The sequence below is a fragment of the Flavilitoribacter nigricans DSM 23189 = NBRC 102662 genome (genome assembly GCF_002646595.1).
GTDB classification, from domain to species: Bacteria; Bacteroidota; Bacteroidia; order Chitinophagales; family Saprospiraceae; genus Flavilitoribacter; species Flavilitoribacter nigricans.
This window is the reverse complement of sequence record NZ_PDUD01000018.1, coordinates 309,944-327,354: the sequence shown is the minus strand read 5'-3', so window position 1 is coordinate 327,354 and position 17,411 is coordinate 309,944. Positions and strand designations below refer to the sequence as shown.

Sequence of the window (17,411 nt, the reverse complement as noted above, 5' to 3'; positions counted from 1 at the left end):
AGCGATGGCCGACCAGCAGCGACATATTATCGAGCGACTCCGGGCGGAGATCAATTTGCCGGGTAGTCGAAAGGAGGCAGACCATCTGAGTCGTCAACTGACTGCGGTGTTGCAAGAGACCTTATTGCCCGGTCTGGAGGAGGTCTTTAACCAGGTGGCCCCGACCGACACCTATCTGCGACTGGATGAGCTCGACGTCAACCTGGACTGGGACCGGCAAAAACTCAATCTTGAAGAGTTGGTCCCCCGGCTCACAACAGCGATCTCCAAACGGCTAGCCGAGAAGCGGGAGGAAATGCAGGCGGAGAACCCCCAAAATTACTCTAAAGCCGGTCATCTACTCGAAACACTGGCTTATATCATCAACCACGGGCATTACCCCTGGTGGTGGGAGAACGGCAATTGGCAGCAACTGGAATCAGGCCTGGAGGAATTGATCGGACAACAGGCCGGATTAATTCGTCGGGCTCTTCCGGGATTCCATCTGGATCGGGAACGAAACCGTCAACGTTTCCTTCGACAATTAAGTCCGGAGCTGCAGGATAAATTACTGGAAGCGTATTGGGGTAAAAGTGAGTTGGACTCTGCCCGGCAAGGTCTGGAAGAACTAGGGGTACAGCTGCTTCGCATATTCCCCGCTTTCCGCGATCACAAGGGAGAAAGCCTGCGGCATTATTTGTTGGCGCGGGTGGGTGCCGGCTTAACTGGCGACGATAATTTCTTGCTCCGGGCTTCAGCCTGGGCCTTTTGGGACGCACAGTACCAGCTCCGTTCTAAAGATACACACTGGATTTCCCGGCTTGATTCCCTGGTAAAACAGGGGCAGCTTACGTCCAAAGAAGCAGAACTTCTACGGGAGAAAGATCAAACGGATAAAGAAAATCGAAACCGTCTGGCGAATTACATGAATAACTTCCAGTTGACCAGACAGGAACAAAAAATGCTGAAAGACTGGCTGCGCGGGGCTAACGTTCTGGGTACAGATCTAAAAAACAAGTTGGTTCGGCAGTTAAATGAGATAAAAGGTGTGGATCCCGATCTGTTGAAATATCTGCAAGCGCAGGATCTGATTGAAAGTGAAGACCGGGTTTCTACTTACCCCGGAGAAGGTATCTATATCCACAACGCCGGACTGGTACTTCTACATCCCTATCTGTCGCTCTTTTTTCAAAAACTTGGACTTTGCCGTCAGGGCGAATTCGTGAATCAGACGGCGCGGGAAAAGGCGGTACACCTCCTACAGTACCTCGCCGCCAAAAATACGGAGGTACCCGAAGCGGAGATGGTATTCAATAAGGTCCTTTGCGGGTTCAGCCTGGACGAACCCATTCGCAAACGGGTCACTCTGGATGAAAGTGATAAAGAGGAAGCGGACCGATTATTATCCGTGATCCTCAATTACTGGAAAGCCCTGGGAACCACCTCAACGGATGGTCTGAGAGCCAATTTCCTGCTGCGCACCGGTAAGCTGCAGTACACTTCCGACGGATGGAAACTTATCGTGGAACGCAAGCCCCAGGATGTCCTACTGGAGCAATTGCCCTGGGGCGTTGGCGTGATCAAACTGCCCTGGATGGAATTAAAGATGTTTGTTGAATGGTAATGATTTGAAAACGACCGAAAACCATAGCACCAGTAGTAACCGGCAACAACAGGCCAAACCTACTCACTTCTTTGAACCGGAAAGTGAACAGGGCTTCTTTTCGGATCGTCCATCACTTCAGACCAAACCATTCTTTCCGGGCGGTGCGAACTCACCGGGTATTCAGGCAAAGGCCCAAAACAACGGGCTGCGCATCGGACGTCCCAACGATCAGTACGAACAGGAAGCAGATCGGGTAGCCGACCGGGTAATCAGCCAACAAAAGAACAATACCGGAACTGTCGAAAATTCCGGAAATAATACCCCGCCCGCCGTCCAGGCGAAATGCGCGCACTGCGAACAGAAAGAGCAGTTGCAGAAAAAGGAAGAGGAAAACACGGAGCCGGAAGGAATCCGTCGGAAACCCATCTTTGAAAGCGAAGGTGATGATCCTGCCGCCGGCAATGCAGGGGGAAACATCCAACGGAAATGTGCCGAATGCGCGGAGGAAGAAGAGGGTATGGTTCGCCGAATGCCGGAGGAAGGCCATGTAGGAGGCAGGGATAATATGATCCAACGGAAATGCGCCAGTTGTGAGGCCGCTGAGGAAAGTATTCAGCCCAAAGCGGCGCAGGCTAATGCCGGCAGTAATTCCGGAGGCGGTAACTTTTCCTCCCGTTTAGAAAGCACGAAAGGGGGTGGACAGGGCCTGTCCGGAGGCACCCGTAAGGAAATGGAAACATCCATCGGGGCCGACTTTTCGGGAGTGAGGATCCATAATAATTCCGAGTCCGCCGAACTGAGCCAGCAGATCGGAGCTAAAGCATTTACCCACGGCAGTGATATTTATTTCAATAAGGGACAGTACGATCCGGGCTCAGAATCCGGTAAGCACCTGCTGGTGCACGAATTGCCCCATACGGTCCAGCAGGGCAAAAGCGTCCGGAGAAAACCCGAGGATGGAGATGCCGTGCCGGATATTCAGGCGGCTTTCTGGGATAGTGTGAAAACGGCGGCGGAGAAAAATAAATGCAAGGAAAAAGAAAAAACGGAGAAGAAGGGCAGCAAGGAACAAGCTAAAAGTGAAGAAACCGCCAGCATTGAGAAGGAGTGCTCCGAAAAAAATCCTAAACCGGAGCAACCACCTAAAGGCAAGGACAAACCCAAGGGAGATGAAAAACCGGCAGCGGTAGGAGCCAAAGCCGGGGCTTCGGTCGGAGATCGCCAGCAGAACGCTCCACCGCCCGAAAAAGGACAGGCTGCGGTTCCCGAAGACGCTACCGCTGATGCCAAAGCAGCGGCCGGGCCCTGTGGTCCGCAACCAGGGGCCAAAGCGGCCGGAGGAACGCCCGCCAAAGCCACTCCGGCGAAGGCAGCTCCACCTCCCGCTAAAAAAGAAGGGCCACAAAACGGTCCGGACGCACCGCAGAAAGGAGGCGGCAAAAAACAAAGGAAAGGAGCAAAAGGGAAAAAAGGTAAAGGCAAAAAAACGGCGGGTAAAAAAGGTGCATTGCCCGATACGGTCAAACCCCAGGGATTGGGCGAAGCCGCGAGCCCAAAATTGATGGTAGAGCGGGAAACCCAACGGGCACGGGCGATGGTGGCCACCGGGGGACTAATGAATTCCCGGGTGCACGCTACTGGTTTACAATTCACGCCGGTACAATACCTGCAGCCGGCTGCCGACGGAGCCGGGAACCAGGCTCGTGCCGAAGAACTGGCCAATCACCAGTTAAGTTCCGTACTGGCGGGTGGGTTCATTCATTCAGCAGCTTTCAAGCTGAATGCTTTTATTGATTCCGCCATGCAGAAGTCCCAGATGATCAAGGCGACGGTTGCGGCCAGGCAGGGGGAGATCAAAGAAAAGATAAAAACACGTCGGGCTGAAGTACAGAGCAATACGGCCAAACTGAAAGCTGCGGCCCTGATCAAAGCGGCTAAGGCTCAGGTCATGATCAATGCCCAGCACCAGACTACCGTACAACAAATAGAAGCCAAGGCACTGCAGTCCACTCTCATGGTGCAGATGCAATACGCGCTGAAGTCCCAGGAACTGGCGCAAAAAAAGGCCGCCCAACTTCAGGCCATTGATGCTACTTACAATAAAGCCTACGGTGAGATCAGGAACATCGGGATCACCGTTGGCGGTGAGGCGAAGGCCCGGGCTGAAAAGCACGCGGTCGCCTACGAAAATGCGGAAGGTTCCAATGATGCTGAGGTCAAGAAAAAGGTCAAGAACAAGATCAAGGACGGTTTCTGGGACGGTTATCTGACCTACAACCGGTATAAAGCCCGGGCAAAATCGGCCAGAGAGACCGGCAAGCAGTTCCGCGAAGGCATGGTGGAGGAGTCCCAGGCCCAGGCGGATAAGTTGGTCTGTGATAAACCGAAAGATCTGGAAAAAGTCCACGCTGCATCTACCCAGGCTGCCGAAAGCCTGAAATGCACTTTGGATAATGCCCTGAAAGGTATCGCCACCCAGCGTCAATCCAGCCTGGCTAATGCGGCCGCCCTGCAGGCGCAAATGCTGACTGCTGTTCAGAGTACCCTGACTACCACTCTCAGTAAATTGACGGAACAGGAAGCGATCCAACTGCAGTTCATCAAGGATTTCGGGATCCGCCAGTCTATGGCGATCGAGCGGGATGCGGAGATGGCGATCACGTCCCTTTTATCGGGAGCCAATGAAGCGGCGGCTAAATTACTTACGCTCATTACTGGTTTTCGGGATATGGTGCTGACCAACGAGGCTCCCCAATCCGAGATAGTACGCGCGCAGGTACAGGTGATGAGTACGCACTTTGACGGAGCGCTCAGTGCGGTTATGACCAGTTTCGAGCAGGGATACAGCGCGGCAGATCAGGGACTGGGCGGTGGCGGCCAGCAGGCTACCAGTGCGTTGGATACCTACGCGGATACGGAAATTGCGGCGAGCAAACAAACCGCAGCGGTATTTACCCAGGCGGTCAACGTCTGCGTGGCCAAAACCATCGCCGGATACGCCAAACTACTCGGTGGATTCGTACAACAGGTCGACAACACGGTCGCAACTGCCATGAGTACCTACGACGCGGTACTTACTGGCCTGGATGGCCTGTTTACCCAAATCAATACGGAGATCACCAACCGGATCAAGACCAACAAAGAGAATATCGAGGGGGGCATGCGGGACAGCGTGGAGAAGGACCTGGATCAGAAGGTCTGCGTCGAAGCGGAGAAAGCCGCCAAAGCCGTTCAGCCGTGGTGGAAAACCGTGCTGAAGATATTGCTCGTGATCGTCGTGATCGTGATCATGATCGTTGTGCTCGGTCCGGCGGGCGGCTTACTGGCGACGGTCGTCCAGGGAGCGGTAGCCGGCGCAGTGGCCGGAGCGGTCATCCAGATCGGCAACAATCTGATCGATGGCAAGAAATGGTCGGACGGCGTGGGTAAGGCCATTATCCTCGGCGCCATCGGTGGGGCGTTCGGTGGACTGGGTGGGCATTTTGCCCAGGTGCTCGTAAAAGGTAGTCAGGCGGCCAGCCTAACGATCGGTCAGCACGTACTGCGGGGCGGTATCGAGATGGCTTTCGATGCGGCCGGCGGTATTCTGGGTGACCTGGCGGTGGGCAATCCCATTACGCTGCAAGGTGTATTGATCGGTGCCGGTATCGGTGCGGGGGTTAGCCTGGGGACCGGAAGTTTCAGCTTCCTGAAAGGCAAGATCTCCAACCGATTTAAGCCTAAGACCGGGGCCCCGGATGTAAAAGTGTCGGGTGGTAAGGGTTCGGGAGCCGACGTTTCGGCGCCGAAATCGGATGGGAATGTGCCGGGAAGTAGTAAGAAACCAGCAAAAAGTAAGAATAGCTCGGATGGCGCGGATAGTACACCTTCAGGTAGGAAAAAACAAGTCGAGGCAACGGGTAAATTGAAAGGAGAAGAACTTTCACCCAAACAACTTAGGGATGAGCTCCATGAAGGCTTCGCTAATGGTAAAGTCCGAAGGGGAAAGGGCGAATATGACCTGGAGGTTGAATTGCCAAACGGGCATACTTACAAGCGGAAGAAAAACGGAAAATGGTGTAGGTTCTCGGATGAATTTTGTATTCTCGATGATACACTTGATGGTTTCCGTCCAAGGAATTACGAAGAATTTGATCCGGAAACTCAACGTTTAATAGATGAAGCGACAGCACCGACTGATAAGCTATTACGGAATATGGACCCCGATGATGCAGGAATCAAAGCTGCTAAGGCCGATGATCCAACTACTTCGGGAGGCGACCGGGTGCGAGATATGGATTATGGTGACCTAGGAACCAGTGGATCGATCTGTTTTCCCGGCAGCACCCTTGTAAAAACAAAGCTTGGGGATATTCCTATTTCAGAAATCAAAGCTGGGGATATAGTTAAAACTTGGAATGTCAGAAAATCAAAAATGGAATTAAAACCTGTGACTCAGGTACATTTTACTCACCCCACTCATTTATTTGATATTTTTCTGAATAGTGGTGAAATTATCCAAAGTACCGGGAAACATCCTTTTTGGGTGGAAGAAAGAAGTGATTGGATTGAAGCTAAGCATCTGGAGTCTGGTATGACATTGAGAGATCTAGAAGGTGAACTCCATCAGATCGGAAAAGTATCTTTCTCAAACGTCGAATCACTGGCTTATAATCTGACGGTAGCGGGAAACAGTAATTTTTTTGTAGGTAAAACAGGCATTCTTGTTCATAATACGGCACGGAAAAAAAGGCCAAACTTTAAGAGTATCAATACGGTTCAGGTGGATTTCTATCTGATCACGGATATGGCTACCGGGAAAGTATATGTTGGACAAGCCGAAGTTGGGCGAGGCGGCTACACAAAGCGATACCAGGAACATATTGACGAAGGAAGAAAGAAGCCCAGAAGTTGGAAAGCAAACATGGAAAAGAAATTCAGAGGCCGTCCTCGCTTTGTAGTCCAGCAACTTGGCAGGGGAACTTTTAATCCGATTGGTGCGGCCATTACCGAACGTCATTTAGCGATAAAGCACGGGGCAATCGGCACGAATGGGTTAAATAAACATACGATCCTCAAAGTAACAACTTATCAAAAACACAAGCATCTATTTATCGGGCCTTGCCTGTAAATATAATTCTATGAAAAAAACTTTCTCACCAGGTACGATCTTTAGCCACGCTCTCGATGATAGTAATGGCTTTTTTTATGGTAAGATACTATTGGATATAAAAGACCTGTTGGATCGGAAACTGATCTCTTCCAAACAGCAGTTATCATTCTTCAGTGATTGTTTGCTGGTAGCAGGATTTGACCAGTTTAACAAAACGGAACAAAATTCCCTAAAATCAAAGGAATACGTTTTTAAGGGCGAATTTTTTGATAGAGAGGCGATAGAGGAGGGGACTTGGAAAAAGGTTGACGTCGGGAAGGTTAAAGTGGAAGAACTTGATTTTCCGGAATATCTGTTGAATATTGAAGGAAAAATTCATTTAGTGAAAGGAGAAATAGAAATACCTATCCCGATTGCTACTGCAGAAGCTGATGCGCTGAATTGCCGGCCAACAATACTGTCGGGTTTAATATTTTCTGATCTTATCGCTAAATATACCGGAAAAGAGGAATTGATTCCCGAATTCTGGCGTGATAAAACTTCTTTAATGAACGCTGATCTGAGATTTCACGATAAAGCCGTCAGGAAAAAGATATTCGATCTGGCCGGATTGGATGCGAACGCTAGCTATCCTGAGCTGTGCAAGGCCCATAAGATTGATTGCGGTAGATTGCTGGAAAAATGACTAAAATGTATAATTGCTGATATGCAGATCTTATACGATAAAAAAGGAAAGCATAAACATGTTTTTTTCAAGTTACCCGAAGATGTAGTGATCATTCCCGGTCCGGATGAGGTTTGGGATCTCAATGGTAATTTAAAATATGTCAGTTTGGGGCAACTGATGGCATTTCAGGTAACGGAAGAACAGGTATATAGGATTTTAGAAGAAAATTGGCGCCTGGCGCTTCAGGAAACGAAAAATGCGTGGTCAAGCCTGAAAAAATTCACCCATTTAACTGAGCTAGAAAATGATAGTGAGGCCGGACTGAAAGAATTATTAAAAGAAATGAGTGATGAGTTGCCTGTCGGGGAAAACTTTTCCATTGAATCGCTTTTTCCTGAAACTGAAGTGCAGGAAATAAATCAAAAGGCGAATGATCTCATAAAAGAGATCATGGGAGATGTTTTTGCTGACCTACCCCAAGATCCCGAAAATCTCGAAGCCTGGTCCCAGGACCTGCACCGGCGTTTTTTCGCCGAAGAGATCGATCGCAAAGAAAAAAAGCGTCAGCAGGAACTCAAAGAATCCATCGGCAACAGCATAGCCCGTAGACTACGGGAACGAGGCGTCACTCCGTCCCAGGATTTTGACCAATCTTAAAAAATTGACCTTATGAAAACTTCCAGACCCAGATCCCGCCGTCACCGTAATCCCGAACAGGGAGAGCAGCAGAAAAAGCCGTTCTTTCAAAAACAGTCGGTGGAAAAGCAGGCGGATAATAGCGCCCGAACTCCTTTTTTTCAAGCCAAATCCAAAATGGGTAATCCCGGAGATGCTTACGAGAAGGAAGCCGATCAGGTCGCCGATGCGGTAACCCTGGGCAAACAGACCCGGACCCAGGGTAAAACCGGCCCGCAGGCCGACGTCCAGCGGTATATGACCAACGCCAAAGAGGACGAAATGGGGACCAATACCCAACGGATGGAAAAGGACAAGGCCATCCAGGAGAAACCCGGGTTACAAAAAATGGAAGAGGTAGAATCCATTCAACCCAAAGGAGAAGAGGAAGAAGAGAGCCTGCAAATGATGGAGGAGGAAGAACCCCAGGCCCAGGAAGACGAGGAGGAGGAGAGCCTGCAATCCAAAGGAGAAGAGGAAGAAGAGAGCCTGCAAACGATGGAGGAGGAAGAACCCCAGGCCCAGGAAGACGAAGAAGAAGAGGCACTGCAATCCAAAGGAGGAGAAGAAGAGGAAAGTCTGCAAATGATGGAAGAGGAAGAGCCTCAGGCCCAGGAGGAAGAAGAAGCCATGCAAACCAAGCCCGCACCCGGAAGCGGAAAAAACAACCGAAAAGCTACGGTTAAAAAGAAACTAAATCGCAATAAAGGAAACGGAAGACCGCTACCCAAAGCTGTAAAGGCAAAAATGGAGCAGGCCATCGGAGCCGATTTCAGTGAGGTGCGTATTCATACGGACCGGGAAGCAACGGCTATGAACAAAAATATAAATGCCCAGGCCTTCGCCTTTGGTCGGGATATCTATTTCAATAACGGCAAATACCGTCCGGAAACGCAGCATGGCCTCCATCTACTGGCCCACGAACTGGCCCATGTCGTCCAGCAGGGAAAAGCACCTGCCAAAAAGAAGAATGATTCCTGAACCCAACCTTATATCTCTCATCCAAAGATCCGCGTAATACATGAAGCAGGCAAAGGACCGCTGGCTACAGATCGGAAAAGAATTGTTATGGTTAAAAGCGGTAATTGAATCCCGCCTTGACCAATTGAACGGTGAAGCAGATTTTTCTTTCCCCAAAGCTCCGGGCAAACAGTTGCTCCGGGCCGTTTTTGGAAAATCTGAAATTGAGGCATGGGGCGTGGAAGAGCGCTTTGTCCTCATTCTGGCTTTATGCCCCCATATCGCACCGGAATTTCTGGATAACATCTTTACCGAAAAGCTAAGCAAAGCCGGTGATTTCCCCCAGTTGGGAGGGCTGCGGGGACAACAGTTCCGCGGGTTTTTACCGACCGGCGAAACTGCCATCTTTCTGCTGGCGGGTAACGATCTGGAAAAGCGCCTGCAATACCGTAAACTGTTCAGTACCGAGCACTTTTTCAGCAAGCACCAGGTACTTTGGCTGGAAGATCCCCCCGCGGGCGAGCCCCGGCTGAGCGGGAAGATCGTGCTCTCATCGGATTATATTGATTTGTTGGTGCAGGGGGAGATGAGCCGCCCTAAGTTCAGCCTGCAGTTTCCCGCCCAGTTGCTGGAGACGGAAATGGAATGGGAGGATCTGGTGTTGCCCGGTACCACGCTTCGTCAGATCGAAGAATTGGAGCACTGGTTGAAATATCACGACAAACTGATGCTCGATTACGGAATGAGCAAACGGCTGAAACCGGGCTACCGGGTTATGTTTCACGGGCCTCCGGGTACGGGGAAAACCCTCACCGCGACCCTGCTCGGCAAGCGCACCGGAAAGGATGTCTACCGGGTAGATCTCTCGATGGTCGTTTCTAAATTTATCGGGGAAACGGAAAAGAACCTGGCCAACCTTTTTGCCCGGGCCGAAAACAAAGACTGGATCCTGTTCTTTGATGAGGCAGATGCGCTCTTCGGAAAAAGAACCAATGTGCGGGATGCTCACGATAAATACGCCAATCAGGAAGTGTCCTACCTCCTGCAGCGGATCGAGTCTTACGACGGGCTCGTTATTTTGGCATCCAACCTAAAAAGTAATATCGATGATGCCTTTTTGCGCCGCTTTCAGTCGATCATTCATTTTCCTCCGCCCAAAGCGGCCGAGCGCTATCGCCTGTGGCAGCAAACCTTCCCTAAAGAACTCAGTCCGGACAAGTCCGTGGATCTGACCGCGATCGCCCGGAAATATGAGATCACCGGCGCCAATATTGTCAACATTGTCCAGTACAGTTGCCTGACCGTTTTGGCCAGAAAGGAAAAATCCATTGATGAGGCGACGATCGTAGAGGGGATCAATCGGGAATTTGCCAAGGAGGGGAAAATAGCCTGATCCCGGGCTCGCTGAGGTCAGTTAGTCTTTCCGCTTAGTCTCGATGTATCCTTTAAAATGCAAAGGGAACCGGATCTGATTGCGGGAAAGGTTGTTTCCCATTTACAGATCCAATTCCCTTTATTTTTTTCGGTATTGGTTAGGGGAGAGATCAGATAGATTTCCAGAATTCGATGATCGTCCGCACCTGCGCCTCCGCAAACCGCTCCACCGTCTCATCCAGCATCAGGAAGCTGGCATCTTCGAGATTATCGAAAAAGAGATGTTCTCCGAGAATGGCGGACATCGAGGTGCGGCGGAGTACATAAAACTTCGCTTCCCGGTCGGGATCGCCGTCACTTCTATCCTGGCGATAACTGATGGTATTACCAAAAAGTGATTCTACGTGTTTGAAATACGCTTCGGCTACCTTGTCGGAGGTGGTGGTTCCGGGAGAGGTATACACTTCAAAACCCCGGGCCTTTCCCGATCCGGAGGCATTGGAGTGATTGGAAATGTAGAGGGTCTTTTTGTAATACCGGTCGTACCAGTTGGCCGCATCTACCCGGTAGGAGAGGCTGAGGTCGACGTAATCATGATAAACCTTGATGTAGTTGATGTGGAGGGAGTCCAGTTTCTGGGCTACCCGATCCGTCAGGATACGATTCCATACGCCTTCGTAAAACCATCTTCCGTTGTGAAAAGAGCCGCTGGTGTGCTCAAATTGCTTGCTTGGTGCGGTAACGTATTTTCCGGTATGGGGGTCAATGCCGCCGTGGCCGGCGTCGAGGAATACACAAAATTCGGTGTTCATAAGGATGATTCAGGTATTTGAAATGCTAAAATTAACAAATCCGAAAGATACCATAAAGTTTTTACTGACTATCTTTGGGCAAAAAAAAGGAATGAACCGAATAATTGTTGGGTTGCTAATTATCGTATTTGGTGCGAGCGCCTGCAAAAAAGAAGTAGACCAGGCGGAAGTAGATCGGCTGCTGATCGAGGAATATGTAGCTGCCACCGGACTGAATACCCAGGTAGATCCATCCGGGTTGTATTACGTTATTGAAGAACCCGGTACCGGCATCCAGCCCAATATTTCGGACGATGTGGAGGTACGCTACAAAGGATATTTACTCGATGGTACGGTTTTCGACCAAACCACCGGGGACAAAACGGTAGTCTTTAATCTGGGAGGACTGATCCTGGGATGGCAGATCGCGATTCCGTTGCTGAAAGAAGGCGGCAAGGGAACTTTTATTCACCCTTCGGCTCTGGCTTACGGCCGCAGAAGTGCAGGTCCGCTCATCGGTCCCAACGAGGTATTGGTTTTCGAGATTGAGTTAGTAGATGTTAAAAGATAAATGGCTTTAACATTTTTTGTATAACTCACTGAATACGCGTACTTTTGAAGGGGCCCGGATTAAAATGATCAATTACTTGTATTGAATAAAACTCTCCATTAAGATCATGAGGAGGCTTTTTCTACTTGCGTTACTGCTGGTAGCGGTGCAGTTGCTTTCCGCTCAGCGCGTTCTGGACATCCGGATGGATGTACAGTTTAAAGACGTAAGCCTGATCGAAGCCCTCAATCAATTGATCGAAGAGCGCCACGTTTCCCTCTCCTTTAGTGACGATCTGATCCCGGATCGAAAAATCAATCGCTCCTTTAAGGATGTTCGCCTGGGTGTAATACTTGATGCCTTGATCGGCAATGCTCCGGTGGGGTTCCGCCTGCGCGGTGATGTCATTGTGCTTTACAAAAAAGAGCAGGTCGTCGCGCCCGTATTCACGATCAGCGGATTCCTGGAAGATGCCAATAGCGGTGAACGCCTGATCGGCGCTTCGATACAGGACCTGGTCAGCGGCCAGGGAACGGCAACGAATGATTACGGTTTCTTTAGCCTGCAGTTGCCTCCCGGAAAAACGGACCTTCGTTTTACCTATCTGGGGTACGAGCCCCGCCTGCTATCTTTTAATCTGGATAAGGACGTACAGTTTACCCTTTCGCTTCAGGCCAGCCTGACCCTGCAGGAGATCGTCGTTATTGCCCAGGATACAGTGATCGGAAATACCCAGAGTAATCATTTGCTCGATCCCGAACAGCTGAAAGATATCCCACGGCTGGCCGGTGAGGCCGATGTGGTCCGTATGGTTTACCTGATGCCCGGGGTACAGACCGGTACGGACGGCGTAGAGGGTATGCACGTACGGGGAGGCAGTGCCGGACAGAATCTGGTGCTGATCGACGGTGTGCCGGTCTACTACGTAGCCCATGCTGCCGGGGTGTTCAGTATTTTTAATGCAGATGCGATCCGCAGTGCCAATCTGATCAAGGGAGGTTTCCCGGCAAGATACGGCGGGCGTTTGTCCTCCGTACTGGATATTCGTACCAAAGAAGGCAATTCCAAAAAACTGGTAGGCAGTGCGGAAGCCGGCCTGATATCCGGTCGACTGTCTTTGGAAGGGCCGCTGATCAAGGACCGCAGCTCCTTTTTCCTGGCCGGACGCTGGTCTTTTCTCAACTGGTACGTCGTGCCCTACAGCCGGAAGAATAAACTGGAAATGGGCGAGAAAGGGGGCGTTTCTTACCAGTTCAGCGATCTGAATGCCAAATTCAACTACAGCCTGAACGATAAAAATAAACTCTACCTGAGTTACTATCGCGGACAGGACGGTTTCATGAATGGAGGTCGGTCTACCGATACGCTTGCCTTTTTTAACTCAAGCAATGACCTGATCCACTTTAAGATGTTCAACGGGTATTACGAAAACCTGAGCTGGAATAACCAGGTTGGCGTTTTACGCTGGAATCATATCCATAACGACCGCTTGTTCTCCAATTTCTCAGCGACCTACAGTGAATTGATGGTACACACTCAGTACCAGTCGGTGGATTCCATTATCAGTCTAAATACCGGTCAGTTCCTGAGTCCCTTTATCGCGGCCGATTATCTGTCAAGTATAAAGGACTTCGGTTTGCGGGCCGATTTTGATTACTATGCCTCCAACCGTCACAAAATGAATTTCGGCTGGAGCGCCAATCACCGGGTATTCAACCCGGGAGCCCTGTTGCTGGATAATGGACAGAACGATGCCATTATCCACCGGCAGCCGCAACACGTGCGGGTGGAAAGCCAGGAATTTGTCGGCTACGTAGACAATGAAGTGAAACTGGGCTCCGGCTGGCAGTTCAACGGCGGGCTGCATCTTTCCCTGAACCGGGTAGAAGGAAAGCAATACTTTTCCGCCCAGCCCCGGCTCGGGATCTACGGGAAATTGCATCCCAAATTGGGTTTTAAGACCTCGCTGAGCCGCATGTCGCAGTTCCTGCACCTCTTGTCCAATTCGAATCTGGGGCTGCCTACGGACCTTTGGGTGCCTTCTACCGGGGATATCCGTCCGGAAAATTCCTGGCAGACGACCGTTGGCCTCGATTATTTTCCGCATCCCAAGTGGGAGGTCAATCTGGAAGGTTATTACAAGACAATGAACCACCTCGTAACTTTCACCGAAGGGGCGAATTACCTGGCGGACTGGAGAAATAATGTAACCACCGGCAGTGGTACCTCCCGTGGTATCGAACTGATGGTGCGCCGCAAAAGGGACCGGCTGACCGGCTGGCTGGCCTACACGCTGAGCTTTACCGACCGGGAATTCGAACGGATCAATTTTGGAGAAAAGTACCCCTTCAAATACGATCGTCGCCACGATCTGAAACTGGTGATGACCTACCGCCTGAACGATAAAATTGATTTTGCGGCAAATTGGGTGATCAGTTCCGGTTTTGCATTTAGCTTGCCCGAAAGCACCTACAAGTTGAACGTTCCTGGAGAATACTCTCCGCCGGAGGGCGTGATCGTGCCCAGTTTCGGGCAAAAAAACGATGATCGCATGCCCAGTTACCACCGGCTTGATATCGGTGGCAATTATACTTTTGGTAATGACCGTTTGCAGCATCGCCTGCATCTGGGAGTATATAATGTTTACAACCGACGCAATCCTCTGTACTATTCCTATCGCACGGATTATGTATACGCAGCATATCAATTGCGCCAACGGCAGCGTTACGTGCAGGTGAAATTGTTACCTATTTTACCCTCTATCAGCTATTCTATCCGCTTTTTGTAAGCGCTTAACGAGCGGACGTCATCCCCGCATAAAACTTTATCTGCTAATACTTTAGGGCGATTGAGCAATTTGCCCGACAAATTGTTATATTTGTAAGATAATCTCACTAGCCTATGGTTCGGCATATCTTTACCATCTTATCAAGCCTTCTTCTTTTAGGAATAGCTTATTCCTGTGAGGAGCCGCTGGATTTGGAAGAACTTCCACAACTGGAACCCAAACTGGTTGTGATCAGCAATTTCGCTGAAGGCCGGGCCATTATTGTTACCGTTGCCAAAAGCCGCCTCATCGGTAATGTCGATCCCGAAGAATATCTCACCAACGCTGAAGTAGACCTTTATTGGAATAATACCTTTTTGGAGCGACTGGAAGTTGTGATCCCCAAAGATCCCAACTATCCGCCGTATTATAAATCCTGGGAAAATAAACCCGTAGCGGGACTGGAATATACGATCAAGGTCTCGGTGGACGGCTTCAAACCGGTAATGGCCAAGAGTTCGGTGCCACCTTCCGTAAAGATCACCGATTTTGATCTGGCTAATGTAGTGACCGAGCCCGTGCAGGGTGGAGCGTACAATCGCAAGCATTTTTCCGCAATCGTCGATTTTGACGATCCTTCAACGACCAAGAATTACTATCACCTCAATATTACCCAGCAGATCAACAACTACGTGCTGGAAGGCAGAGATACTCTCATTACCAAGTCCATGCTGCAGCCAGTGCTGTTCGATCCGCTGGACAATGAGAACGGCATCAGCGCCCACCTCAACGGTGGCCTCCTGTTTGAGGATAAACCCGGAAAGCAGGCCCTCGGTATTTCCTTTTCCGTTGATATCGATCCCCGCAGTCAGTTGCTGGGTAAGACTTACGTAGAACTGCGCACGCTTTCCCGCGAGTACTACCTGTATTACACTTCACTCAGCCGCTCTGAAGGCTCTAATCCCAATCCGCTGAACGATCCGGTCATTGTTTTTGAGAATATCGAAAACGGCTATGGAATCTTTGCCGGATACAGCAATTCCCTGGATTCTGTCCAGTTTGTCCAGTAAATTCTCCATGAAATCCATGTTTCTTTTTATTGTGAATCAATAAGTTATTGATCTGTCCAATATTTTTCTCTTAAAATTTGGCGTACCATAGGGGGGACCAACTTTTTTGGTGTCTATACAGTTGAACAGGCTATTTATCAATAGGAAAACTCTCTGACAGCATATTTCCTTTTCCGGGAAGCCGACCACACTGAAGGATTAAATTTTCAAAGCTTCCAGAATAGCCGATAAGTTTGTTTCACCGAAAATGAAATGCATATGAGTCTGGACGCCAAAACAAATTTTCTTGAGCAATTTCCCCTCTTTGAATGTTTAAGCCAGGAAGAAAGAATTGAATTAGCCGGCATGATGAAAACCGAAAAGCGCACGCGCTACAGTATGGTTTACATGCCCGGAGATCCCTCCGATGAGATCTATTTTTTGGCGAAGGGCACCATCAAGATCGGTACGCATTCTTCGGATGGTAAAGAGGTGATCAAATCCCTGATCCACCCACTGGCCATGTTCGGTGAACTGGGTATCATCGGAGAAAAAGAAAGACAGGACTACGCCCAGGTACTCCGGGACGAAGTCATCCTGTATTCCCTGAAAAACGACGATTTCCGCCAGATGATGCGCAAAAACTTTGATCTGTGCAGTCAGGTGATGAGTTCTTTCGGCCAGCGCTTAATGCGGGCGGAAAATAAACTGGAATCGCTGATCTTTAAAGACGCACGTACCCGCATCATTGACTTTATCAAAGATTCGGTCAGTGACCGCGGACGCCGGGTGGGTTTTGAGATGTTGCTGAAACACTCCCTGACCCATCAGGATATTGCCAATATTACCTGTACTTCCCGCCAGACAGTTACCCTGGTCCTCAATGATCTCAAAAAATCGGATCTGATCTACTTCAACCGGGGTAAGATCCTGGTGCGGGATATGGCGAAACTGGCCTAAACGGATGTAACTTTTTTAAGTATATGTCATTAGTAAGAAATTTGGTTAACAAAAATGCTTTCCTCCGGGAAAGCATTTTTTATTTTGTGCCGCAGGTAAACGGTTAGTACCGGAGACAATCCTTCCTCGCATTCAACTTTTTACCGATTGCTGACCTTTTTATTTGGATCAGACTTAACAATATGCCATCGAATCACTGGACAGAGGCGGAGAAAGACGCCATACAGAAATATTACGGTCAGCCCATCGAATCTTTGCGGCCGGAAGACTTCCATAAGACGAGAAAGAAGATCCTGGCCAAATACCACCCGGACAATTTTGAAAAGTTTGAGGATGAAACGATCCGGGAAATGGCCACCGACCGCTTCCAATCCATCGAACAACTGAACAAGAAGATCGAGTTGCACTTCGCGGGTAAACTCGGTATCTCCAATACCACGGACCGGGACCGTGCTTTCCATCCCGATGCCCAATATGCTTTCGACAAACTGAAGATCGAACTGATCACTTCCGATAAGGATCTGAAATACCATCTGTTCGGCACTTTTTATCGCTGGCTGGTGTACGGTGATAAGTTCAAGATCCCCGATACGACCGCTTCCATCATTATTGACGAAGATCACCAGGGAAGCAGTATCGGTTACCGGGAAACGATCCGGATGTACCTCACCTTTGATACCAAAGATTCCGTAGAGACCATCGTCGACTGGCTTTACGGGAAAATTGCCGGTCGGGCATCATCTCTGTTGATTCACGGTGATGTAGTAGAGGTGGATTACGATGCGATCCTCCGGTCGATCAAGCAGACTACCTTTTTACAGATCGGCCCGGGCGGAGCGGAAGAATAGGGGAGGGCACATTAAATGCCTGTTTTTTGGAAGGATACTGGGCTTAGTGGTGAAGATTCATTTTTTTTGCGGATATTATTCATCCGGAGTGGT

The 17,411-nt window shown here is 49.7% G+C and carries 12 protein-coding genes; 11 read left to right on the top strand and 1 reads right to left on the bottom strand.

The window, feature by feature from the left end:
* Positions 1-4: 4 nt before the first annotated feature.
* From CRP01_RS12335 to CRP01_RS12300, 6 genes are all read left to right on the top strand, one after another.
* Positions 5-1,603, top strand: a complete 1,599-nt coding sequence (locus CRP01_RS12335; protein WP_099150341.1) for a contractile injection system tape measure protein — start codon at positions 5-7, stop codon at positions 1,601-1,603.
* 4 nt (positions 1,604-1,607) lie between these two features.
* The gene (locus CRP01_RS12330) at positions 1,608-6,695 is read left to right on the top strand and encodes an eCIS core domain-containing protein (RefSeq protein ID WP_143473365.1); all 5,088 of its coding nucleotides are present in this window, start codon (positions 1,608-1,610) and stop codon (positions 6,693-6,695) included.
* A gap of 10 nt (positions 6,696-6,705) precedes the next feature.
* Complete coding sequence (locus tag CRP01_RS12325) at positions 6,706-7,362, top strand: Imm26 family immunity protein (protein ID WP_099150339.1); 657 nt, start codon at positions 6,706-6,708, stop codon at positions 7,360-7,362.
* A 147-nt stretch (positions 7,363-7,509) separates the two neighbouring features.
* Complete coding sequence (locus CRP01_RS12320) at positions 7,510-8,001, top strand: hypothetical protein (protein WP_143473364.1); 492 nt, start codon at positions 7,510-7,512, stop codon at positions 7,999-8,001.
* Positions 8,002-8,013: 12 nt separating this feature from the next.
* A complete protein-coding gene (locus CRP01_RS41875) occupies positions 8,014-9,000 on the top strand; it encodes an eCIS core domain-containing protein (protein ID WP_143473363.1) in 987 nt (328 codons plus the stop codon).
* A 40-nt stretch (positions 9,001-9,040) separates the two neighbouring features.
* Positions 9,041-10,372: an ATP-binding protein gene (locus CRP01_RS12300; RefSeq protein WP_099150335.1), complete on the top strand. Its 1,332-nt coding sequence runs from the start codon at positions 9,041-9,043 to the stop codon at positions 10,370-10,372.
* A 151-nt stretch (positions 10,373-10,523) separates the two neighbouring features.
* Here the strand turns inward: CRP01_RS12300 and CRP01_RS12295 are convergent, their stop codons facing one another.
* Positions 10,524-11,165: an N-acetylmuramoyl-L-alanine amidase gene (locus CRP01_RS12295; protein WP_099150334.1), complete on the bottom strand. Its 642-nt coding sequence runs from the start codon at positions 11,163-11,165 to the stop codon at positions 10,524-10,526.
* Positions 11,166-11,256: 91 nt separating this feature from the next.
* Here CRP01_RS12295 and CRP01_RS12290 point away from each other — a divergent pair, with 91 nt between their 5' ends.
* The 5 genes from CRP01_RS12290 (at position 11,257) to CRP01_RS12270 (ending at position 17,318) form a co-directional block, all read left to right on the top strand.
* A complete protein-coding gene (locus tag CRP01_RS12290) occupies positions 11,257-11,715 on the top strand; it encodes an FKBP-type peptidyl-prolyl cis-trans isomerase (RefSeq protein ID WP_099150477.1) in 459 nt (152 codons plus the stop codon).
* Positions 11,716-11,821: 106 nt separating this feature from the next.
* The gene (locus CRP01_RS12285) at positions 11,822-14,482 is read left to right on the top strand and encodes a TonB-dependent receptor (protein ID WP_099150333.1); all 2,661 of its coding nucleotides are present in this window, start codon (positions 11,822-11,824) and stop codon (positions 14,480-14,482) included.
* Between the two features lie 191 nt (positions 14,483-14,673).
* Complete coding sequence (locus tag CRP01_RS12280; RefSeq protein ID WP_222845722.1) at positions 14,674-15,531, top strand: DUF4249 domain-containing protein; 858 nt, start codon at positions 14,674-14,676, stop codon at positions 15,529-15,531.
* Between the two features lie 345 nt (positions 15,532-15,876).
* Positions 15,877-16,470, top strand: coding sequence for a Crp/Fnr family transcriptional regulator (locus CRP01_RS12275; RefSeq protein ID WP_233752673.1), 594 nt, complete (start codon positions 15,877-15,879; stop codon positions 16,468-16,470).
* 182 nt (positions 16,471-16,652) lie between these two features.
* Positions 16,653-17,318 carry a hypothetical protein gene (locus CRP01_RS12270; RefSeq protein WP_099150330.1) on the top strand — a complete coding sequence of 222 codons (666 nt, stop codon included), beginning with the start codon at positions 16,653-16,655 and terminating at the stop codon, positions 17,316-17,318.
* The last annotated feature ends 93 nt before the right edge of the window (positions 17,319-17,411 follow it).